The sequence below is a fragment of the Ruegeria sp. R8_1 genome (assembly GCF_017743815.1).
Lineage (GTDB): Bacteria > Pseudomonadota > Alphaproteobacteria > Rhodobacterales > Rhodobacteraceae > Ruegeria > Ruegeria lacuscaerulensis_A.
In genome coordinates, this window is sequence record NZ_JAGHRL010000001.1 from 721,872 (window position 1) to 743,157 (window position 21,286).

The following is a 21,286-nucleotide window of genomic DNA, read 5'->3' on the forward strand; positions in this document are numbered from 1 at the left end:
TATTTGGTGCCGCCGACAAGAAGCGGTATCAATAAAGGGAGGATGTCCATGCTGGGACAAATGATGACGCAGCCGCTGCTGATCTCGTCGCTCATTGTGCACGCGGATCGGTACCACGGCCAGACCGAGATCATCTCGGTCGAGACAGACGGGTCTGTGACCGAAAGCAACTGGTCACAAGTGTCCACGAACGCGCGCAAGCTGGCGTCGGCGCTGACGGCACTGGGGTTAGAGCCGCAGGCGCGGATCGGAACGCTGGCATGGAACAATCGCCGGCATCTTGAAATCTATTATGGAACCTCTGGTGCCGGGTTTGTCTGTCATACGATCAACCCCCGCCTTTTCGCTGAACAGCTGACTTACATCATCAACCACGCGCAGGACCGTGTGCTGTTCTTCGACGCGACCTTTGTTCCTCTGGTCGCGGCGCTGAAGGACCATCTGACCGAGGTCGAACACTTTGTGCTAATGGGACCGCGAAATGAGGATGTGATTGCCCAAGTTCCCGGCGTGCAGTTTTATGACGAGTTGATCGAGACAGGCGATGCGGGCTTTGAATGGCCGAGTTTCGACGAAAACACCGCATCCAGCCTGTGTTACACCTCTGGCACGACCGGAAACCCCAAAGGGGTGCTGTATTCCCATCGCTCGACTGTGCTGCATAGCTTTGGCTCGAATACACGCGACGTGATCGGGTATTCGGCGATGGATGTGGTCATGCCTGTGGTGCCGATGTTCCATGTGAACGCGTGGGGTTCACCCTATGCTTGCGCCATGTCGGGGTCTCGAATGGTACTGCCTGGGCCGGATCTGCATGGTGAAGCATTGGTCAAGCTGATCGACGCTTATGGTGTGACGCTTGCTATGGGGGTTCCGACGATCTGGCAGGGCTTGTTGGCCTATGCGCAGAAATCGGGCAGCAAGTTGGACAGCCTTGAACGCACTGTGATCGGCGGCGCGGCGTGCCCACCATCGATGATTGAGACATTCCGCGAAACCTATGGCGTGGACACGGTTCATGCTTGGGGCATGAGCGAAATGAGCCCGCTTGGAACCGCGAATTATCCCTTGGCAAAGCATGGTGACCTGCCAATCGAAGAACAACACAGGCTGCGCGAAAGCCAGGGACGCCCGTGTTATGGGGTCGAACTGAAGATCGTGGACGATGACGGGAACGAACTTCCTAATGATGGAGAAACGCAAGGTGACCTGATGGTGCGCGGCCATTGGGTTTTGGATAACTATTTCCAGATGCAGGATGATGATCTGCTGCAGGATGGCTGGTTTGCTACTGGCGATGTCGCCACTCTGGACCCAGACGGTTACATGACCATTCGGGACCGATCCAAAGACATCATCAAGTCGGGTGGCGAGTGGATCAGTTCGGTTGAGCTGGAAAACATCGCCGTGGCTCATCCCAAACTGGCTACGGCTGCCGTGATCGGCGTTCCCCACCCGAAATGGGATGAACGCCCTTTACTTGTTGCGGTCAAGGCTGAAGGCCAAGACCCGAGTGAAGATGAGCTGTTGGCGTTTTTTGACGGTAAGATTGCCAAATGGCAGGTGCCGGACAAAGTGGTCTTTGTGGATGCACTGCCGCTAAACGCGACGGGAAAGGTGCTTAAACGCAATCTGCGCGCAGATTTCGAAAACGCACTGACAGCTTAGGTCTGTAGAACTAGAGAAAATGGCTCCGGCGGTAGGGATCGAACCTACGACCAATTGATTAACAGTCAACTGCTCTACCGCTGAGCTACGCCGGAACGGTTCGCGCCGTATAGCAATCACAATCTCTGCCGTCCAGAGGGGAGAGGGAAGTTTTTTGACGAAAAAATTCGACCGCAGGACGGCGATCGTTTCATGCCAAATCAGTGTGCCTTCGAAGGGGATTTGGCTCCGGCGGTAGGGATCGAACCTACGACCAATTGATTAACAGTCAACTGCTCTACCGCTGAGCTACGCCGGAACTGAGGGGCGTATAACAACCCCGAAAATTGCAGTCCAGAGGGGAACGACCCGAAATAACGAAAAATTTTTCTGATCATGCAAGACGATGGAATTCGGCGTCTATAGCTAGGTTGCCTTTCGGAGAAGCCATTGATCTGACAGTTAAATCGACCAAATGAGCGAACACGTTACGTTCGGCGGCAGGAAGCAGCGCTTTGGGAGTTTCGATGTAGATACGCTCAGCCAATTGTCTCGCCGTGCCGGGTTGATCGGCAAGCGCACCCAGAATCTGCGCCTCGCGTGTCAGGCGATGCTGTATCAGCCAATCCAACCGCGCAGCTGGATCAGTGATAGGAGCACCGTGTCCTGCGTGAAAGACTGACCAAGCGCGGTCGCGCAGACGGTGACAGGCTTGCATAAAGTCCGTCAGATCTCCGTCAGGGGGTGACACCAATGAGCTGGCCCATCCCATAACATGATCTGCGGTGAAACAGGTATCACCCCAGCCCAAAGCGATGTGGTTGCCCAAGTGCCCGGGGGTATGAATGACCTCAAGCTGCCACTCGTCACCTTCGATGATTTCGCCATCGGCGAGTTCGATATCCGGACGAAAGGCGGTATCGATTCCTTCGCCGCCGCCGGCCAGTCCCTGTTGCGCCAGGTCCGCCATCACCGTACTGCGTCCGGCTTCGGGGCCTCCAAAGGCCAGAATCGGCGCGCCGGTGCGCCGCGCCAATAGAGCGGCGAGCGGAGAGTGATCCAGATGGGTATGCGTGACGATGATATGGCTGATGCGTTGACCCGTTTTAAGGGCGGATAGAATCGAGTCCAGATGTGTCTCGCTCATCGGTCCGGGGTCGATTACCGCGCAATCCTTTGTGCCCAGCAAATAGGTATTCGTCCCGCGATACGTCATCGGCGAAGGGTTCGGCGCCAGAATGCGCCGAAGCCCGGCTTGCAATTCGACCGCTTGGCCGGGCGGTGGGTTGAAATCATCGGGGGCCTGCATTCTGCGCTCTTTCTCTTGTCCGATCAGCCCGTTAGGTTTAGCGCATGTCGAGTGCATGGCTCAAACCCTATATGCCGCGCAGTCTTTATGCGCGTGCGGCCCTGATACTGGTTCTGCCAGTGATCGTGCTGTTGCTCGTTGTTGGCATCGCCTTTTTGCAGAAACACCTTGAGGACGTGACTGCGCAGATGACACGCACGGCTTCCCGAGAGGTGATGCTTGTGCTTGCGACGATGCAGGAGGCCGAGACCCAGCAGCAAGCCATGGCCGAGATTCGGCCTGATCTGAGCGCGCTTGAGATGAAGGTGCGTTTTCTTGGCATCAATGAACGCCCCGAAGTTGGCTATCGTCGCTGGTACGACTTCATTGCGCCGCAGGTCGATTCCGATTTGCATACCTTTCTTCCCAATCTGGTGGCAATTGCGCTGCCCAGCGGGGATGAAGCGCGCCTATATTTGAATACTGATTTGGGATTGTTGCAGCTTACAATGGATCGGCGACGCTTGTCTCCGGCTGCCCCGCACCAGTTGATTGTGACGATGGTGTTTTTTGCGGTCATCATGACGTCGATATCGTTCTTGTATATGCGCAACCAGCTGCGTCCGATTACACGGTTGGCTGATGCAGCGCAGGCGTTTGGCCGCGGCAGGGTCGTGCCGTACGCGCCCGGAGGCGCAATTGAGGTCAGAGCCGCTGGAAACGCTTTTCTCGATATGCGCGCCCGAATCGAGCGGCAAATGGAACAGCGCACCATGATGTTGTCAGGTGTCAGCCACGATCTGCGCACTCCCTTGACCCGTCTGAAACTGGGGCTGTCGATGTTGCCCGAAGATGAAGCCACGCCGTTGCAAAAAGACGTGGACGAAATGCAGCTGCTGCTGGACGCGTTTCTCGACTTTTCACGCGGTGCGGCCGAAGGCGCGCCTGAACAGGTTGATCCGGCTGAGCTGTTGAAACAGATCATCCACGACGCCCAACGGGCCGGGCACACCGCTGAGCTTGTCGCAACCGAAGGCTCGGGTACCGCCATGTTGCGTCCAACGTCGATCCGCCGGGCGGTCGAGAATCTGATCGGAAATGCTGTTCGATACGGAAACCGAGCTGAGGTTAGCCTATCCCTTACCCCCAAATCGCTGCGTATCCGGGTCGAAGATGACGGGCCGGGCATTCCGCCAGAACAGCGCACCGAGGCCGTGAAACCGTTCTCGCGCCTGGACCCGGCGCGCAACCAGAATCAGGGCAGCGGTGTTGGCCTGGGGCTTGCGATTGTTGCGGATATTGCCCGCGCACACGGGGGTGTTTTGCGGCTTGGGAAAAGTGAACGCCTGGGCGGACTCAGCGCGGATATCATCATAGGACGGTAATTTGGTAGGCCCGGCAGGACTTGAACCCGCAACCAAAGCGTTATGAGCGCTCTGCTCTAACCAATTGAGCTACAGGCCCGTCTGAGCGCTTTGAGTATCACGGTGAACGCCCGCGTCAAGCCTGACCGTTGCAACGACGGCCACAATCGACTAACCCGCGCGGGAACCATTCATAAGGGGTTGGCCATGACAGCGGGCAAGAACGGAATCACCTATGCGGACGCGGGTGTTGATATTGATGCGGGCAACGCGCTGGTCGACCGGATCAAACCTGCAGCCAAGCGGACCAACCGCTCGGGCGTGATGAGCGGGCTGGGCGGATTCGGCGCTCTGTTCGACCTCAAGGATGCGGGCTACACCGATCCTATTCTGGTGGGCGCGACCGATGGTGTGGGCACCAAGCTGCGTATCGCTATTGATACCGGCGTGGTTGATGGCGTTGGCATTGATCTGGTGGCCATGTGCGTCAACGATCTGATCTGTCAGGGCGCCGAGCCTCTGTTTTTCCTCGACTACTTCGCCACCGGCAAGCTGGACACGGATACCGCCGCGCGGATCATTGAAGGGATCGCCGAAGGCTGCGTGCAGTCCGGTTGCGCCCTGATCGGGGGTGAGACAGCTGAAATGCCGGGCATGTACCCGGATGGCGATTTTGATCTGGCCGGCTTCTCGGTCGGCGCGATGGAGCGGGGCGCACACTTGCCCGCGGGCGTGCAGCAGGGGGATGTGCTGCTGGGTCTGGCCTCGAACGGGGTGCATTCCAACGGCTATTCGCTGGTTCGTAAACTGGTCGAGATTTCGGGGCTGGGATGGGATGCCGCATCGCCGTTCAGCGACGGTACGCTGGGTGAGGCGCTGCTGACGCCCACGCGTCTTTATGTCAAACAGGCGCTACAGGCGATCCGGGCCGGGGGCGTGCATGCGCTGGCCCATATCACCGGCGGCGGTCTGACAGAAAACCTGCCGCGTGTCTTGCCCGAAGGGCTGGGTGCCGGGATCGACCTGAACGCCTGGGATTTGCCGCCCGTCTTCCGCTGGATGGCCGAGACCGGCGGGATTGCCGAGACTGAGATGCTCAAGACCTTCAACTGCGGCATTGGCATGATCGTGGTCTGCGCCGAAGACCGCGCCGACGAACTGGCAGCGCTTCTGGCTGAGGCGGGCGAGAATGTCTCGCGCATCGGCTCTGTCACCGATACGCCGGGCGTGGCTTACGCAGGCCAATTGCTGTGAGCCACAAGCGCGTCGCGATCCTGATCTCGGGCGGGGGGTCCAACATGGTGTCGCTGGTCGATTCCATGACCGGCGACCATCCCGCTCGCCCGTGCCTGGTGCTGTCCAATGACGCGCAGGCCGGGGGGCTGGTCAAGGCCGCCGAACGGGGCATCCCGACGGCCTCGGTCGACCACCGCCCGTTCAAAGGCGACCGCGCCGCGTTCGAGGCAGAGCTGCTGAAGCCGCTTGAAGCCGCGCAGCCTGACATCGTCTGTTTGGCCGGATTCATGCGGGTTCTGACCGGTGATTTTGTATCGCGCTTTCAGGGGCGGATGCTGAACATCCATCCTTCACTGTTGCCGAAATACAAGGGCCTGAACACGCATGCCCGCGCGATCCAGGCAGGTGATGCGGAACATGGATGTTCGGTTCACGAGGTGACGGCGGCATTGGATGACGGTCCGATCCTTGGCCAAGCCCGTTTGCAGATTGAGTCAAACGACACACCTATGGCTTTGGCGGCACGCGTTCTGGTGTGGGAACATAAGCTCTATCCAGCCGTGTTGCGCCGCTTTAGCTCTGGCGACCACACACCCGTGTTGCTGCCCTGATCGCCGCAGAGTGATTTACACGTCAGTGTTATTCGGCCTATGGTCTGGGCTATCGCCCTGAACGGCACAAAAGCGACGGGCTACGACGAAAAACAAGAGCAAGAACACCACCGCGCATGAAGACCCTGACAACGACGCAAGAGCTGGCCGAATTCTGTAAGGCCGCTGCAAGCCATGACTATGTGACAATCGATACCGAGTTCCTGCGCGAGCGGACGTATTATTCGAAACTCTGTCTGGTGCAATTGGCGGTGCCATCTTCGGACGAGAACAGCGCAGTGCTTGTCGATCCACTGTCTGAGGGTTTGTCGCTTGAGCCTCTGTACGAACTGTTCAGAAACGAGGGTGTGGTAAAGGTTTTTCACGCGGCCCGTCAGGATCTTGAGATCTTCTGGGTTGAAGCAAATGTGTTCCCGACGCCCCTGTTCGATACCCAAGTTGCCGCGATGGTTTGCGGCTTCGGAGAGCAGGTCGGCTATGAAACGTTGGTGCGCAAGATTTGCAAGCAGGGTTTGGACAAGACCTCGCGCTTCACCGACTGGTCTCGCCGTCCGTTGTCGGATGCGCAAAAGACCTATGCCTTGGCTGATGTGACCCACCTGCGGCAGATCTACGAACATCTGGCGAAAGAGTTGAATAAAACGGAACGCAGCCATTGGGTTGCGGAAGAACTGCGCACACTGACCCACCCCGAAACCTATGATATCCGCCCGGCAGATGCGTGGAAAAGGGTTAAGACACGAACGAACTCGGCCAAGTTTTTGGCTGTGGTACGTGAGTTGGCCCAGTTTCGTGAGGCCTATGCGCAAGAAAACAACGTACCCCGCAGCCGTGTGTTCAAGGACGACGCGCTGATCGAGTTGGCCTCGACCAAGCCGAAATCCCCGTCTGATCTTGGTGGCTCGCGTTTGTTGCTTCGCGAGGCGCGCAAAGGCGCGATCGCCGAAGGTATTTTGGCAGCCGTTAAAAAGGGTGTGAATTGCCCGCCTGACCAGATGCCGCGTGTTGATAACAGCCGCGACAAGCTAAAGGTCAATCCGGCGTTGGCCGATCTGCTGCGGGTATTGCTAAAGTCCAAGACCGAAAGTTCGGGCGTGGCAGCAAAACTGATCGCCACCAGCTCGGAGTTGGATCAGATCGCGGCGGGCGAGCGTGACCTGCCTGCGATGTCAGGTTGGCGGTTCGAAGTGTTTGGCGAAGACGCCCTTAAACTGTGCGAAGGTAAGATCGCCTTGGCAGCCAAGGGCCAGTCGGTCAAAGTCGTGTCGTTGTAGCCGACTTAGCGTCGCCGCGATTCCAGAGCATTTTCCTGACCGACCACGCGAACCAGACGGATGCCTTGCAGATCGTCTTGTGACACGTTGATTGCGTCCAACACCTGGCGTGACCGTTCAGACCCTTGATTGGTTGCTGTGGCCGGATACGAAACGCGGAAGGTATATTCCAGTACGCCGTTCTTCTGGTTTTCCTCACTTTCAACGCGAACAAGTCGGGCATCATAAGCGCCCTGACGTGCAGCGACACCAGTGACCAGAATGATCGCACCCCCGGGTGTTGGGTCGATCCTCAGCTCATCAACGCGCGCAATAGCAACACTGTTGTCCACGGGGTCTGGCCGACTGAATAGGCCGGCGCCTTCACGCTGTTGGGGCACCAGTGCGTTTGGGTCATTGGCCAAAGTCTGTGTCGGTGCAGGTGCGGGCGTGCTTGACCCAAACCAGTTGGTCGGGTTTACCCGCGACTCGCGCCATCCGCTACAAGCCGACAGTGTTAGCGTGGCGACCAAAAGAACAGACAGTGTTTTTTGCATGGATTTAAAGCTCTGACCGGTATTTCCCGCACTGGCCTAACGCAAATTCCCTGCTTTGAAAACCCACGCTGGGGCTGGACAGGCAGGGGGCAGAGGCATAGGTCACGATTGTGACCGCAATGAAAGGACCGCAGGGATATGGCAACGCCGGCCTTTGAAGACATCGTCGAGGATTTCGAGTTTCTGGAAGACTGGGAAGACCGCTATCGCCATGTCATTGAGCAGGGCAAGGCTATGGAACCCCTTGCGGACGCGCTGAAAGTTCCCGCAACCAAGGTTCATGGCTGCGCCAGTCAGGTCTGGCTGCATCCGGTTATCGAAGCTGGAGTATTTAGGTTTGACGGCGACAGCGACGCGCTGATCGTGCGCGGCCTGATCGCGGTTTTGCGGGCTTTGTACAATGGCGTGCCAGTTGCCGAGGTTGCCGAGGTTGACGCCGGCGCAGAATTGGCGCGATTGGGCCTGAACGATCACCTCTCAGCGCAGCGGTCCAATGGTCTGCGGGCGATGATCGAACGTATTCGCGAAGTTGCGCAAGAGAACGCGTGACGCAATTCAGCTGCGATTGGCCCAATCTGTTAACGTCGACTCGAGATCGCCGTATCCGGTGAAACGCCTTTCGAACGCCAGGCCAAGGCGGTCGGCGCATTCTTGGGCGCGTTTCGTCAGCAACGGGTCGTCAGTCTGCGCCTGATAGACCAGTTTCGTGTAGTTGCCGAAATACATGTCGCGCAATTCGGGATGCCGGTCCAGGCCCAGCGGCTTCCAAACAAAGGCGTCAAACTGGCGTGCCAGAAAATCGGTCAGGTAGAAGGCGGTGGTTTCGTCCTCGCCGCGTGCGTCGAAAACATCATTGCCTTCAAAAAACGAATAGCAATGCGGGCCTTTGACCATCTCGACACCCAATTCTGCACACGCGTTTTGCAGCAGGCCCCCGGTGCCGCAATCAGCATAGACCACATAGATCGTGTCGTATTGCGTGCGATGCTTGGTGATTGCATCCTGCACGGCTTGGGTGATCCTCTCGGGGTGGACATGTAAGATGGCGGGCAAGCAGGTCAGGTCCATATGGTCCCAACCATTGCGGTTCTTCAGGTCCAGAATCTCGCGTGCCAGCGCGCCGCAAGCCAACAACAGAATTTGCCCTTGCGCAGCGGACTCGTATCCGTCTGTCGTCAAGCTTGCATCGTCTGGCAGATTGTCCTGCGGCATGGCTTGGTTCCTGCGCCTAAGATGTAAACGAAAAGGGCCGCCCGTTGCCGGACGGCCCTGAATTCAGATGTCCGTCTGATCAGCCCGCCAGTTGGTTGTGCTTGCGCGACACGAAGTCTTTTGCGGTCTCAACGGCAACGGCCGCGTCGCGGCAATACGCGTCGGCACCAATGGCTTTTCCGAACTCTTCGTTCAGCGGAGCGCCACCGACCAGTACGATGTAGTCTTCGCGCAATCCTTGCTCGACCAGAGTGTCGATCACGACTTTCATGTACGGCATGGTGGTTGTCAGCAGCGCCGACATGCCCAGAATATCGGGCTTTTCGGTTTCCAGCGCTTCCAGATAGTTCTCGACCGGGTTGTTGATGCCGATATCGACAACCTCGAACCCTGCGCCTTCCATCATCATCGAAACAAGGTTTTTGCCGATGTCGTGGATGTCGCCCTTGACGGTGCCGATCACCATCTTGCCAACGCGCGGAGCGCCGGTTTCGGCCAGCAGCGGCTTCAGGATGGACATGCCGCCCTTCATCGCGTTTGCGGCCAACAGAACCTCTGGCACGAACAGGATACCGTCGCGGAAGTCGTGGCCGACGATTGTCATACCACCGACCAGCGCTTTGGTCAGGATGTCATAAGGGGTCCATCCGCGTTCCAGCAGGATGTTCACACCTTCTTCGATCTCTTCCTTCAAACCGTCGTAAAGATCGTCGAACATCTGTTCGACCAATTCTTCGTCGTTCAGTTCGGACAGGACAATGTCTTCTTCATCGGACATGCGGTGTTTCCCTAGAGCTGTTCGGGCTTAGCGCCCATAGGTGGCGTTTTTTCCGTTTTGGCCAAAACGTCGCATTTAGACTGTGACGATTGCGACCTCGGCGGTTCCGAGACCGACCTATACGTCAGAATATTGATCAACTCGACGTCATAATCTGCAAGATGATCCTGCATTCGGTTCAATTCCAGCATGTTTGGCCAAGCGATTTGAAATCAACACGTAAGACGAGGGGCGCTTGCCTCAACAGCACATGGCGCGTATATCTGCAAAGAGAACATAAAGAGAACAAATATGACTGACGCGCAACTCCGAGGCCGAGGTGCCGCTACAAATGCTGCTGGACGGTTCGAAGCGTTTACCACTGAACGCTGCGCGGATGGATGGCCCGAGGACGATGATCTACCACCATTGCGCACCGAGTTGCGCGACGAGGTCGCGCGCAGCATCATAACCTACAACCGCTCGCCCGATTTGCCGTTTGACCGTTCGATCAACCCGTATCGAGGATGCGAACACGGATGTGTCTACTGTTTCGCACGACCGTCCCATGCCTATCTCGGTCTGTCGCCGGGGCTGGATTTTGAAACACGCCTGATTGCCCGGCCCAACGCGGCCGAGGTGCTGCGGCGGGAACTGTCCTCGAAATCCTACAAGGTGGCCACAGTGGCGTTGGGCACCAATACTGACCCTTACCAACCAGTCGAAAAAACACGCTCTGTCACAAGGGATTGCCTGCAAGTCTTAAGCGATTTTCAGCACCCGGTCGGAATCGTCACCAAAGGTGCTTTGATCGAGCGTGATCTGGACATTTTGGCCCCCATGGCAGCCCAGGGGCTGGTGCGGGTGGGGATTTCCCTGACAACGTTGGACGCCGGCCTGTCGCGCCGGATGGAGCCTCGTGCCCCGTCGCCCCGGCGGCGTCTGGCGATCATACGGCGGCTGACCGAGGCGGGGGTACCGGTGCGGGTCATGACCTCGCCTCTGATCCCCGGCTTGACGGATCATGAGCTTGAACAGCTGCTTGAGGCCGGGCGCGACGCAGGTGCCGATGCGGCCAGCTGGATCATGCTGCGCCTGCCACGAGAAGTGTCCGAGCTGTGGCAGCGTTGGTTGGCAGATCATGAACCGGCCCGCGCAGAAAAAGTCATGTCGAAACTGCGCGAGATGCATGGGGGCCGCGACTATGACCCGCGTTGGGGCCATCGGATGCGAGGTGAGGGCGAATACGCCGCGCTGATTGCGAAACGATTTACCGTGGCGGTCAAACGGTTGGGGCTTGCCACGCGCACCCCGGCGTTGCGTCAGGACCTGTTCACGAGGCCGCCGCAGGCGGGCGACCAACTGGCTTTGTTCTAACGAAAAACGCCCCGGAACCGGTCCGGGGCGTTCTGCAATCTGTACCCGCAATCAGCGGTTTTCGATATCCACATAGTCGCGAGTGGTCTCGCCCAGATACAGCTGGCGCGGTCGGCCGATCTTGTTCTGGGGGTCGGCGATCATCTCTTTCCACTGGCTGACCCAGCCCACGGTGCGCGACAGGGCAAAGATCGGAGTGAACATCGAGGTCGGGAAGCCCATCGCCTCGAGGATGATACCCGAATAGAAGTCCACGTTCGGGAACAGCTTCTTCTCGGCGAAATACGGATCTTCCAAAGCTTGCTTTTCCAGCGCCTTGGCGACCTGCAGTTTCGGGTTGTCTTCGATGCCCAGCAGATCCAGCACTTCGTCGGCGGACTGTTTCATCACCTTGGCGCGCGGGTCAAAGTTCTTGTAGACGCGGTGCCCAAAGCCCATCAGGCGGAACGGATCGTCCTTGTCCTTGGCGCGGGCGATGAACTCGGGGATACGATCGACGCTGCCGATCTCTTCCAGCATCTCCAGACATGCTTGGTTTGCGCCACCGTGCGCAGGCCCCCACAGACAGGCGATGCCAGCCGCGATACAGGCGAACGGGTTCGCACCCGAGCTTGACGCCAGACGCACGGTCGAGGTCGAGGCGTTTTGCTCGTGATCTGCGTGCAGGGTAAAGATGCGGTCCATCGCACGGCTGAGGATGGGGTTCACCTCATATTCTTCGGCCGGAACGCTGAAGCACATGCGCAGGAAGTTCGACGCGTAGTCCAGATCGTTGCGCGGATACACGAAGGGCTGACCGGTGTGGTACTTGTAAGCCCAAGCCGCGATGGTCGGCATCTTGGCGATCAGGCGGTGCGAAGCAACCTCGCGCTGATGCGGGTCCGAGATATCGGTGGAATCGTGGTAGAAGGCCGACATCGCGCCGACAACACCCACCATGATCGCCATCGGGTGCGCATCGCGACGGAAGCCGCGATAGAAATACTGCATCTGTTCGTGCAGCATGGTGTGGCGGGTGATGGTGGATTCGAATTTTTCCAGAACGGGCGCGGTCGGCAGCTCTCCGTACAGCAGCAGGTAGCAAACCTCGAGGAAGTGAGATTTTCCGGCAAGCTGGTCGATCGGATAGCCCCGGTGCAGCAGTTCGCCTTTTTCGCCGTCGATATAGGTGATGGTGCTGTCACAGCTAGCGGTCGACGTAAAGCCGGGGTCATACGTGAAAACACCTGCCGTCCCGTAAAGCTTACGGATGTCGATCACGTCAGGCCCAGCGGTCGGTGAATGAATCGGCAGCTCATAAGTTTCGCCATTAAGTGACAGAGTGGCTGATTTGTTGCTGTCGGTCATAGTGTCCCTTCCTCAATCATGCGCAGTATGGATCGCTGTCCGATCCTGCGGGCAACGGATGCGCGCAATCGCGCAAACCGGGTGTTAGCGGAGCAGCGTTACCCAAATGTGAACCTTTTACTCAGGTCGCTGCGTCAGAAAGCCGTGCCAGAGTTTCATCCCGCCCAAGCACCAGCATCATGTCAAAAACCGAAGGTGTCACCGCGCGGCCTGCCAGAACGGCGCGCAACGGCCCCGCCAGCTTGCCGAACTTGATGCCTTGTGCTTCCGCAAAGGAATTCAGGGCGTCCTCCAGTTCGCTTCGCGTCCAGCTAACACTTTGCAACTGCGGCGTCAATTCATTCAGTATACCGTCGGATACTGAGGCCAGCGCCTTGGCCGCTTTCTCATCCGGTTGAATAGGGCGGGAAGTCAGGGCAAAATGTGCCTTTTCAAGCAGTTCGGGGAATGTGCGCGCCCGATCCTTGAGGCAATACATCGCACGTTCCAGATCACTGGATTGTGTTTCTGTCAGCGCAGGCAAGTCAGCCGCGGCCAGATACGCCTCGATTTCCTGCCGCAATGCGGCATCATCGGCGACGGCGATATGCTGACCGCACAGGTTTTCCAGTTTTTTCAGATCGAAACGGGCCGGGCTTTTGCCGATTCCGTCCAGATCGAACCATTCTTTCGCCTGCGCGTCGGTAAAGAACTCGTCGTCGCCGTGACTCCAACCCAGACGCGCCAGATAGTTGCGCATACCGGCCGCCGGATACCCCATGGCTTGATATTCCTGCGCGCCCAAAGCGCCGTGGCGTTTCGACAGTTTCTTGCCGTCGGGCCCGTGAATGAGCGGGATATGAGCCCAGACGGGAACATCCCAGCCCATCGCCTGATAGATCATCATCTGGCGCGCTGCATTGTTCAGGTGGTCGTCGCCCCGGATCACATGGGTGACGCCCATATCGTGATCGTCCACCACAACGGCCAGCATATAGACAGGCGTCCCGTCCGAACGCAGCAGGATCATGTCGTCCAACTGATCATTGCGAATGGTCACGTCCCCCTGAACCTGATCGCGGATCACCGTCTCTCCGCCCTGCGGGGCCTTGATGCGGATCACGAAAGGCGCGTCGGGGTGGGTCGCTGCGTCAGCGTCGCGCCAAGGGCTACGGAACAGGGTTGATTTGCCCTCCGCCTTCGCTTGGTCACGGAAGGCGGCGATTTCTTCTTGCGTCGCAAAGCACTTATACGCTTTGCCCTCGGCCAGCAGTTGATGGGCGACCTCAGCGTGACGGGCGGCGCCTTCGAACTGGCTGACGACATCGCCATCATGGTCAAGACCCAGCCACGCCATACCCTGCAGAATGGCTGCCGTCGCCTCGGGGGTCGAGCGTTCGCGGTCGGTGTCCTCGATCCGCAGCAGGAACTTGCCGCCGCGACCACGGGCATAGAGCCAGTTGAACAGCGCGGTGCGGGCGCCGCCAATATGCAGAAAACCGGTGGGCGAGGGGGCGAAACGGGTGACGACCTGATCGGACATAGTGTGGATTAACCTTTTGGTAACCGTGTCTGGCTTAGTTTGACGCCTGTCTAACGAGGCTGAAGGACAGGGGCAACCATGCGTGTTCTGGCCCGGGTCGAGGCCGCTTTGCTGAACCAGACAGGGTACCTGTTTCAATGGTCTCCGGTCTGTCTGGCGATCGGAATCGGCCTGTACTTCGGTTTGCGGACCGAGCCGGAATGGCAGGTCTATGCCGGCTTGTTCGTGGCAGGTATGGCAGCTTTGGCTGCTGCGCGCTGGATGCGGTCAGGCTGGGCGTCGTTGGCAATCGGGGGGGCGCTTGTTTGTGCGGGGTTTATCCTTGCAGGAGCCCGCGCCCATACGGTGGCAGAGCCGGTCTTGTCATGGCGTTACTACGGCCCGGTCGAGGGGCGGGTCGTTGCCATTGACCGCTCTGCGTCGGATGCGCTGCGGGTGACGCTGGATCGGGTGCGAGTAGGGGACGTACCACTAGATCGCAGACCGCAGCGCGTCCGGATATCTTTGCATGGCGGTGATGCTTCGCTTGTGCCAGGGCAGCGGATCATGACCACCGGTCACCTGTCTCCGCCACAAGGCCCGGTCGAGCCCGGCGGGTTTGATTTCCGGCGGCATGCTTGGTTTCAGGGTTTAGGTGCGGTCGGTTACACCCGCGTTCCTGTTCTGACGGTTTCGGGTCCGAACCCGGCGGGCGTCCGCATCACCGCGTTAAGGCTGGCATTGTCCGAACATGTGCGTGCAGTATTACCCGGAGAGATTGGAGGGTTCGCCGCCGCAGTAACGACAGGGGATCGAAGCGGAATGGGACAACAAACGCTCGCGTCTTTGCGGGCGTCGAACTTAGCGCATTTATTGGCGATCTCTGGTCTGCATATGGGGCTATTGACCGGTTTTGTTTATCTGCTGTGCCGCGTTACTTTATCGGCGATTCCTGCCGTCGCGCTTAGGGTCTCGGTCCGAAAGATCGCGGCGGTTGGTGCACTTATTGCCGCGACGCTGTATCTGCTGCTGTCTGGCGGAAACGTTGCGACCGAACGCGCCTTTGTCATGGCCACCGTGATGCTGGGTGCGATTTTAGTCGACCGGCGGGCAATCTCATTGCGCGCGGTCGCCGTGGCCGCGTTGATCGTTTTGATCCTGCGGCCGGAATCCCTCTTGAGTCCCGGTTTTCAGATGTCCTTCGCTGCAACCACGGCGCTTGTGGCGGTGTTTGGGGCGTTGCGAAACATTGGCCCGGTTCCTGGGCCGAAATGGTTAAAGCCAGTGATTGGATTGCTGATGTCGTCTGCCATCGCAGGTCTTGCGACCGCACCTGTCGGAGCCGCACATTTCAATACGATGTCCCATTATGGCTTGCTGGCTAACATGTTGTCAGTCCCTGTGATGGGGACCGTCGTTGTTCCTGCAGCCGTCGTTGCAGCCCTGTTGGCACCGTTTGGTCTGGACTGGGTCGCGCTGGCCGTTATGGGCCTTGGGTTAGAGTGGATTTTGCTGGTTGCTGAGACCGTATCAAACCTGGATGGAGCGCAAGGCTATATCGTAAGCCCGCCTTACTATGTATTGCCTCTGTTCGCTTTGGGGGCGTTGTGGACGGTTTTGTGGCGTGGATCCGCGAAATGGGTTGGTTTGGGACCATGTATCGCGGCCATGTTCATATGGGGTCAGGGTGAACGTCCCGATGTCTTGGTCGCGGATTCAGGTGGATTGGTCGGGGTCTTGACGGACAAGGGGCGCGCTTTGAGCAAAGAGAAAGGCAGCGGGTTCATCGCCACAGTATGGTTGGAAAATGACGGCGATGGTGTGAACCAGAAGACTGCCGCCGACCGATGGCCCCCAGCTGACGACCTTGTCCAAAGATATGTGTGGAAGGGGCAGGAGGTGATCCACCTGACCGGAAAGCGATCTGCAGATAGCTTTACCGAGTGCCACGAAGGCCAGATTGTTATCTCAGCCGTGCCAGTTGTACTAAGCGGAAATTGCGTATTGTTCGACCCGGATAAATTGATGGAGACCGGGAGTCTGGCTTTTCAGAACGGTAAAATAAAGACCAGCGCCGAGGTCATCGGTCGCAGATTGTGGTCCCCGGAGGAATCCGAAGACCACCAGACACAAAAAGGTCAGTAGCTGCGGATCAGGCCGACCAATCGGCCTTGCACCTTGACCTTGTCTTCGGGCAAGACGCGGGTTTCATAAGCCGGGTTCGCGGCCTCAAGTGCAATGGCATGACCACGGCGGAAATATCGCTTCAGTGTTGCTTCTTGATCTTCAACAAGTGCCACTACGATATCGCCGTTGTCTGCGACCGATGTCTCTCGGATCACCACAACGTCGCCGTCGTTTATGCCTGCGTCGATCATCGAGTCGCCCCGAACCTCAAGCGCGTAGTGTTCGCCCTTGCCGGAAACCATTGATCCCGGCACAGCGACGCGGTGCGAGACATGGCTGATCGCTTCAATCGGAACACCCGCTGCGATACGGCCCATGACTGGCAATTCCATGGCATCCACGGTAACGGGTTCGAAATTCGCCGGTCGCGGCCCTTCGGGCTTGTCGCCTTCGATCACACGCGGCTTAAAGGCGGCTGTCGGCTCGCCGCCAAGACTTTCGGGCAGTTTGACGATTTCGATGGCCCGCGCCCGATGGGCAAGTCGGCGGATAAATCCGCGTTCTTCCAGGGCAGTGATCAGACGGTGAATTCCGGACTTGGATCTGAGATCCAGCGCGGCTTTCATTTCGTCGAAACTAGGGGGAACACCATCCGCCTGAACACGTTTGTGGATGAATTCCAACAAATCCAACTGCTTCTTGGTCAGCATTGCTCACACCTCGTCGGTCATGCGTTTTCTTTTGTTCTACGCATGTTCACGTTTTGTGTCAACGGATTTGAGCTTTTGCTAAATCGGTAGGTACAGGACCTCATCGCCAGCAGGCCGCGCCGGATCATTCGGCTGCCGAACCAACAAAGCATTTGCCTGAGCCAGGACGCTTAAAAGCGAGCTATCCTGATCGTCGCAAGCCCGTATGCCATCATTGTCAAGAATGGCGCGCATATAGTGTTCGCGCGGACCATTTTGGCCGAGCGGGGCAGCCAGTTTAGCCGTTTGGAACGGTGTCAAAGCCTCGGTCAGCCCCACCATGCGGCGTACCATTGGTACCAAAAAGAGATAGCCGCAAACCATTGCGCTGACAGGATTTCCCGGCAACCCAACCATTGCAGCCTTACCAAGCCGCCCGGCCATCAGCGGCTTTCCGGGACGCATGCGTATCTTGTAAAATGACCGCTCCATCCCGAGATTGGCGGATACGTCCGACACCAGATCATAATCCCCGACCGAGGCTCCTCCGATCGTGACGACCAGATCAGCGCCTGTTGCCAGATCAAAGGCTGTTTCAAGCGAAGCGACTGTGTCGCGCGCGATGGGCAGAATGCGAACTTCTGCACCAACATCTTCTAGCAACGCCTTGAGACCAAAGGTGTTTGACGCGATGATCTGATCAGGGCCAGGCGTATCGCCCGGCATGACCAATTCGTCTCCGGTCGAGATCAGTGCAACGATCGGCTTGCGGGCGACGGGAACCTCGGGGATGTTCATTGCGGCCATAAGGGCCACATCCTCGGGGCGGATGCGACGAGGGGCAGAGATCGTTGTGCCGGATTTGAAATCAACACCCTTGGGTCGAATGTTGGTCTTGTCGCCGGGCATGTCCGTGATTGTAATCAGATCATCCCTGCGTTCTGTATCTTCTTGGATCACGACAAAATCTGCGCCGTCTGGCACGGGGGCTCCGGTGAAAATGCGAACTGCCTGACCAGCGCCAACTTGACCAGAATACCTGCGCCCAGCGGCGGCCTCGCCGATGACTTTGAACATTGCGTGCAGTTCGACTTCGGATGACTTGACTGCGTATCCATCCATCGAAGATGCCGCAAACGGAGGTTGATCGCGCTTGGCCGCAACGTCCTGCGCCAAAATCCGACCGGCCGCTTGCGAGAGTGAAATGGTTTCTGCAGGCAGCCGGTCAACCAGGCCAAACAGAAGGGCCCGAGCGTCTTCGACAGTGATCATTTCGCTTCGTAACGGCCGGATTTACCGCCATCTTTAAGCAAAACTTTTATGCCGCCGATCTCCATTGCTTTGTCGACAGCCTTGGTCATGTCGTAAACCGTCAGGGCTGCGGTCGAGGCCGCGGTCAGCGCTTCCATCTCTACACCTGTTTGACCCGAGGTCTTGACGGTCGCTTCAATCTGAACGCCCGGCAGATCGGGGTCCAACGTCAATTCGACAGCAACTTTAGTCACGGGTAAAGGATGACACAGCGGGATCAGGTCAGGGGTTTTTTTCGCGCCCATGATGCCAGCAAGACGTGCAACGCCCAGCACATCACCCTTTTTTGCACGCCCTTCTGATATTAAATCAAAGGTTTCCTGCGCCATCTTGATGTGTCCAGCCGCCACGGCAACCCGGTCCGTTACCGCCTTATCGGACACATCCACCATGTGGGCTTGGCCCTGCGCATCAAAGTGAGTGAGTGACATTACATTACTCCGGGGATCAAAGGGTTAGCCAGCAATGTTCGCGTCGCCGCAGTAACATTGTCCTGCCGCATAAGGCTTTCGCCGATCAGGAAGGACCGTGCGCCATAGCGGGCGATGTCGGCTAGGTCGGCAGGCGTGCTCAGACCGCTTTCGCAAACAATAGTCCGATCGCCGGGCACCAGTTTAGACAACCTGCGCGTTGTATCAAGAGTTGTCTCAAACGTCTTGAGATTACGGTTATTTATCCCAATCAGACTGCTTTTGAGCTTGGTTGCGCGTTCCAGTTCGGCCTCGTCATGCACTTCGATCAGGACATCCATGCCCCAGTCAAAGGCCGTTTGCTCCAACTCGGCGGCTTGTTCATCTTCGACCGAGGCCATGATGATCAGAATACAGTCGGCGCCCAAAGCGCGAGCTTCGACAACCTGATACGGGTCGTACATGAAATCCTTACGCAGCGCAGGCAATGACGTTGCTGCGCGGGCCGCCGTCAGGTATTCTTTGGCCCCTTGAAAGCTGGGCGTGTCCGTCAAAACCGACAGACAGGTTGCGCCGCCATCTTCGTAGGCTTTTGCCAGTACCGGAGGGTCAAAATCCGGGCGGATCAAACCTTTTGAAGGGCTTGCTTTTTTCACCTCGGCGATCAGACCATAGCCGGATCGCGCGGCGGCGGTCAGTGCTGTCGCAAAACCGCGCACCTCAGACGCAGACTTGGCTTCATCCTCCAAATCTTCCAAAGACTTATTGGCCTTATCTAATGCGACTTCCTCAAGCTTGTATGCTTTGATCTTGTCCAGAACCGTCTCGGTCATGCGGCCTCCTGAGTGATGCGGGCCAGAACCGCGATTTTTTCTTTGGCAGCGCCGCTGTCGATGCTGTGCGCGGCCTTCTCGACCCCGTCCTTGAGGTCGCTTGCAGCGTCGGCCACCACCAGTGCAGCGGCAGAGTTCAAAAGGACTGCGTCCCGGTACGCGGACGGAGTGCCATCCAGCAGGGCGCGGAAGGCAACAGCGTTTTCTTCAGGTGTTCCGCCCAGAATGTCCTCGAACGGGTGCACTGGCAGGCCAGCATCTTCTGGATGCAGTTCAACCTCGCGCACACCGCCGTTTTCCCATGAGGCAACCCAGCTGACACCAGTGATGGTCAATTCGTCGGTGCCATCGGACCCGTGAACCAGCCATGCGTGTTCGGCACCAAGCAGGCCAAGCGTCTCGGCCATCGGACGGATCAATTCGCGGCTGAACGCGCCCGTCAATTGCCGTTTCACTCCTGCCGGGTTTGTAAGTGGCCCCAGAATGTTAAAGATCGTACGTGTCCCAAGTTCCTGCCGTGTTGGCATAACGTGGGCAATGGCCGGATGGTGCATGGGGGCCATCATAAAGCCTATACCAGCCTCTTTCATCGCTTTTTCAACGACTTCTGGCCCGACCATCACGTTGATACCCATCTGGCTCAACGCATCGGCCGCACCGGATTTCGAACTGAGGTTCCGGTTCCCGTGTTTTGCAACTGTGACTCCCGCGCCTGCGACGACAAAGGCTGTTGCGGTAGAGATATTCAGCGTTCCCTTGCCATCGCCACCTGTGCCGACGATATCCATCGCGCCGTCCGGCGCATTTACCGCGTTGCATTTGGCCCGCATCACTGCCGCCGCCGCCGCATATTCCTCGACCGTCTCGCCTCGGGTTCGCATCGCCATCAGCAGACCGCCGATCTGGCTGGGTGTGGCGGCGCCATCGAAGAGGATGCCAAAAGCCTGTTCGGCTTCGGCGCGCGTCAAAGGCCGATCGGCAGCAGTACCGATCAGCGGTTTCAATACGTCGCTCATGCGGGGACTTTCATCTCGGACAGGAAGTTCTTGAGCAGGGCATGGCCGTGCTCGGATGCAATCGACTCCGGGTGGAACTGAACGCCATGAATGGGCAGCTGCTTGTGTTGCAGGCCCATGATCGTCCCATCTTCCAGCTCAGCTGTGATTTCCAGGCAATCGGGCAGGGTGGTTCGGTCGACCACCAGCGAATGGTACCGGGTTGCCTCGAAGGGGGAAGGCAGCCCGGCGAACAGACCTTTCCCAGTGTGATGCATGGTGCCCATCTTGCCGTGCACAATCTCATGGCACCGAATAACGTCACCGCCGAATGCTTGCCCGATGGTCTGATGCCCAAGGCAAACGCCCATCAAGGGGGTCTGGGTTTCAGCAGCTGCCTGTGTCAGCGCCAGGCAAATCCCGGCCTGATCCGGGTCGCATGGTCCGGGGCTAAGAAGGATTCCAGCCGGGTTCATGGCCATGGCCTCTTGCACATCCAGCGCGTCATTTCGCCGAATGACCATTTCGGCACCAAGTTCGCCTAAATAGTGTACCAGGTTGTAGGTAAACGAGTCGTAGTTGTCGATCAGCAGCAGCATTTGGGCACTTGTCTCGGATTGGGCATTTGGGACTGGCGATACAGCCCCGAGCCGCGATATAATGTCGGGACATACATGCTCAGGCTTGCGAGGCAGCGTCAAGAGGACATCCGGTTCCATACGCGCTTGCGGGTGAGTGTCGCAGAAGACGGCGCAGGCAATCGAAGCAGGA

At 58.1% G+C, this 21,286-nt stretch carries 20 protein-coding genes and 3 tRNA genes; 8 read left to right on the forward strand and 15 right to left on the reverse strand.

All coding sequences use genetic code 11. The features are described 5' to 3' along the window. Positions 1 to 48: 48 nt before the first annotated feature. On the forward strand, positions 49 to 1,668 hold the full coding sequence (locus J7380_RS03615) for a long-chain-fatty-acid--CoA ligase (protein WP_209194521.1): 1,620 nt from the start codon (positions 49 to 51) through the stop codon (positions 1,666 to 1,668). A 20-nt stretch (positions 1,669 to 1,688) separates the two neighbouring features. Here the strand turns inward: J7380_RS03615 and J7380_RS03620 are convergent. The 3 genes from J7380_RS03620 to J7380_RS03630 form a co-directional block, all read right to left on the reverse strand. Continuing rightward, positions 1,689 to 1,763, reverse strand: a tRNA-Asn gene (locus J7380_RS03620). 128 nt (positions 1,764 to 1,891) lie between these two features. Beyond that, positions 1,892 to 1,966, reverse strand: a tRNA-Asn gene (locus J7380_RS03625). 75 nt (positions 1,967 to 2,041) lie between these two features. After that, positions 2,042 to 2,956, reverse strand: a complete 915-nt coding sequence (locus J7380_RS03630) for an MBL fold metallo-hydrolase (protein WP_209194522.1) — start codon at positions 2,954 to 2,956, stop codon at positions 2,042 to 2,044. A gap of 44 nt (positions 2,957 to 3,000) precedes the next feature. On the opposite strand from J7380_RS03630, the gene J7380_RS03635 reads away from it, so the two are divergent. Then, a complete protein-coding gene (locus tag J7380_RS03635) occupies positions 3,001 to 4,320 on the forward strand; it encodes an ATP-binding protein (RefSeq protein WP_209194523.1) in 1,320 nt (439 codons plus the stop codon). A 2-nt stretch (positions 4,321 to 4,322) separates the two neighbouring features. Here the strand turns inward: J7380_RS03635 and J7380_RS03640 are convergent. Beyond that, positions 4,323 to 4,399 (reverse strand) — tRNA-Ile (locus J7380_RS03640). 107 nt (positions 4,400 to 4,506) lie between these two features. Between J7380_RS03640 and purM the strand changes: the two genes are divergently transcribed. The 3 genes from purM to rnd all read left to right on the forward strand — a co-directional run bounded on the left by purM (position 4,507) and on the right by rnd (position 7,420). Further along, positions 4,507 to 5,553: a phosphoribosylformylglycinamidine cyclo-ligase gene (gene purM / locus J7380_RS03645; RefSeq protein ID WP_209194524.1), complete on the forward strand. Its 1,047-nt coding sequence runs from the start codon at positions 4,507 to 4,509 to the stop codon at positions 5,551 to 5,553. Continuing rightward, positions 5,550 to 6,146, forward strand: a complete 597-nt coding sequence (gene purN / locus J7380_RS03650; protein ID WP_209194525.1) for a phosphoribosylglycinamide formyltransferase — start codon at positions 5,550 to 5,552, stop codon at positions 6,144 to 6,146. Before purM ends, purN begins: the two co-directional genes overlap by 4 nt. A gap of 116 nt (positions 6,147 to 6,262) precedes the next feature. Then, a complete protein-coding gene (gene rnd, locus J7380_RS03655; RefSeq protein ID WP_209194526.1) occupies positions 6,263 to 7,420 on the forward strand; it encodes a ribonuclease D in 1,158 nt (385 codons plus the stop codon). Between the two features lie 5 nt (positions 7,421 to 7,425). Here rnd and J7380_RS03660 read toward each other — a convergent pair whose 3' ends face one another. Beyond that, positions 7,426 to 7,956 carry a hypothetical protein gene (locus J7380_RS03660; RefSeq protein ID WP_209194527.1) on the reverse strand — a complete coding sequence of 177 codons (531 nt, stop codon included), beginning with the start codon at positions 7,954 to 7,956 and terminating at the stop codon, positions 7,426 to 7,428. 138 nt (positions 7,957 to 8,094) lie between these two features. On the opposite strand from J7380_RS03660, the gene J7380_RS03665 reads away from it, so the two are divergent. Next, positions 8,095 to 8,505, forward strand: coding sequence for a SufE family protein (locus J7380_RS03665; RefSeq protein ID WP_209194528.1), 411 nt, complete (start codon positions 8,095 to 8,097; stop codon positions 8,503 to 8,505). A 6-nt stretch (positions 8,506 to 8,511) separates the two neighbouring features. On the opposite strand, the gene J7380_RS03670 is transcribed toward J7380_RS03665, so the two are convergent. Beyond that, positions 8,512 to 9,168: a DUF1638 domain-containing protein gene (locus J7380_RS03670; protein WP_209194529.1), complete on the reverse strand. Its 657-nt coding sequence runs from the start codon at positions 9,166 to 9,168 to the stop codon at positions 8,512 to 8,514. 79 nt (positions 9,169 to 9,247) lie between these two features. Further along, positions 9,248 to 9,946: a B12-binding domain-containing protein gene (locus J7380_RS03675; protein ID WP_209194530.1), complete on the reverse strand. Its 699-nt coding sequence runs from the start codon at positions 9,944 to 9,946 to the stop codon at positions 9,248 to 9,250. A gap of 291 nt (positions 9,947 to 10,237) precedes the next feature. Between J7380_RS03675 and J7380_RS03680 the strand changes: the two genes are divergently transcribed. Then, entirely contained in the window at positions 10,238 to 11,302 is a 1,065-nt protein-coding gene (locus tag J7380_RS03680; protein WP_209194531.1) for a PA0069 family radical SAM protein, read from the forward strand. Positions 11,303 to 11,353: 51 nt separating this feature from the next. On the opposite strand, the gene gltA is transcribed toward J7380_RS03680, so the two are convergent. Next, a complete protein-coding gene (gene gltA, locus J7380_RS03685; protein WP_209194532.1) occupies positions 11,354 to 12,649 on the reverse strand; it encodes a citrate synthase in 1,296 nt (431 codons plus the stop codon). A gap of 121 nt (positions 12,650 to 12,770) precedes the next feature. Next, complete coding sequence (gene gltX, locus J7380_RS03690) at positions 12,771 to 14,171, reverse strand: glutamate--tRNA ligase (RefSeq protein ID WP_209194533.1); 1,401 nt, start codon at positions 14,169 to 14,171, stop codon at positions 12,771 to 12,773. A 78-nt stretch (positions 14,172 to 14,249) separates the two neighbouring features. On the opposite strand from gltX, the gene J7380_RS03695 reads away from it, so the two are divergent. Continuing rightward, positions 14,250 to 16,295: a ComEC/Rec2 family competence protein gene (locus J7380_RS03695; protein WP_209194534.1), complete on the forward strand. Its 2,046-nt coding sequence runs from the start codon at positions 14,250 to 14,252 to the stop codon at positions 16,293 to 16,295. Here the strand turns inward: J7380_RS03695 and lexA are convergent. The 6 genes from lexA to J7380_RS03725 form a co-directional block, all read right to left on the reverse strand. Then, on the reverse strand, positions 16,289 to 16,987 hold the full coding sequence (lexA, locus tag J7380_RS03700; RefSeq protein ID WP_170354295.1) for a transcriptional repressor LexA: 699 nt from the start codon (positions 16,985 to 16,987) through the stop codon (positions 16,289 to 16,291). The genes J7380_RS03695 and lexA overlap by 7 nt on opposite strands. A 78-nt stretch (positions 16,988 to 17,065) precedes the next feature. Then, entirely contained in the window at positions 17,066 to 18,238 is a 1,173-nt protein-coding gene (gene glp / locus J7380_RS03705; RefSeq protein ID WP_209194535.1) for a gephyrin-like molybdotransferase Glp, read from the reverse strand. After that, positions 18,235 to 18,708 (reverse strand): cyclic pyranopterin monophosphate synthase MoaC, encoded by a 474-nt coding sequence (gene moaC / locus J7380_RS03710; RefSeq protein ID WP_170354293.1) that lies wholly within the window; start codon positions 18,706 to 18,708, stop codon positions 18,235 to 18,237. The genes glp and moaC overlap by 4 nt, the downstream gene beginning before the upstream one ends. Further along, positions 18,708 to 19,520, reverse strand: coding sequence for an indole-3-glycerol phosphate synthase TrpC (gene trpC / locus J7380_RS03715; RefSeq protein WP_209194536.1), 813 nt, complete (start codon positions 19,518 to 19,520; stop codon positions 18,708 to 18,710). The genes moaC and trpC overlap by 1 nt, the downstream gene beginning before the upstream one ends. Next, positions 19,517 to 20,536 carry an anthranilate phosphoribosyltransferase gene (gene trpD, locus J7380_RS03720; protein ID WP_209194537.1) on the reverse strand — a complete coding sequence of 340 codons (1,020 nt, stop codon included), beginning with the start codon at positions 20,534 to 20,536 and terminating at the stop codon, positions 19,517 to 19,519. The genes trpC and trpD overlap by 4 nt, the downstream gene beginning before the upstream one ends. Next, positions 20,533 to 21,114: an aminodeoxychorismate/anthranilate synthase component II gene (locus J7380_RS03725; protein ID WP_170756363.1), complete on the reverse strand. Its 582-nt coding sequence runs from the start codon at positions 21,112 to 21,114 to the stop codon at positions 20,533 to 20,535. Before J7380_RS03725 ends, trpD begins: the two co-directional genes overlap by 4 nt. Positions 21,115 to 21,286: the final 172 nt, after the last annotated feature.